The organism is Salmonella sp. SAL4457 (genome assembly GCF_046548235.1).
Lineage (GTDB): Bacteria > Pseudomonadota > Gammaproteobacteria > Enterobacterales > Enterobacteriaceae > Salmonella > Salmonella enterica.
Genome location: NZ_JBGDZO010000920.1, coordinates 1 through 253 on the forward strand (window position 1 = coordinate 1; position 253 = coordinate 253).

The following is a 253-nucleotide window of genomic DNA, read 5'->3' on the forward strand; positions in this document are numbered from 1 at the left end:
TCTCCGCCTTCTGGGACACCGACCCGTTCACGGCGGAGATCTCCCACAGCTTCACGCTCGACACCTTCCAGCGGATCTTCGAGTCGCCCGTCTTCCGCGACGTCACCTGGCGGACGCTGCAGATGGCGGTCTTCGTCACGATCGCCGACGTCGTCCTCGCGTTCCCGATCGCCTACTACCTGGCGCGGATCGCCAGCCCGCGGACGCGCAACCTGCTCGTCATCGCGGTGCTCCTGCCGCTCTGGGCCAACTA

General features: G+C 66.8%; 1 pseudogene. It reads left to right on the forward strand.

The features are described 5' to 3' along the window. Window positions 1–253, forward strand: a pseudogene (locus ACLJNW_RS26885) (ABC transporter permease); the annotation flags it as partial.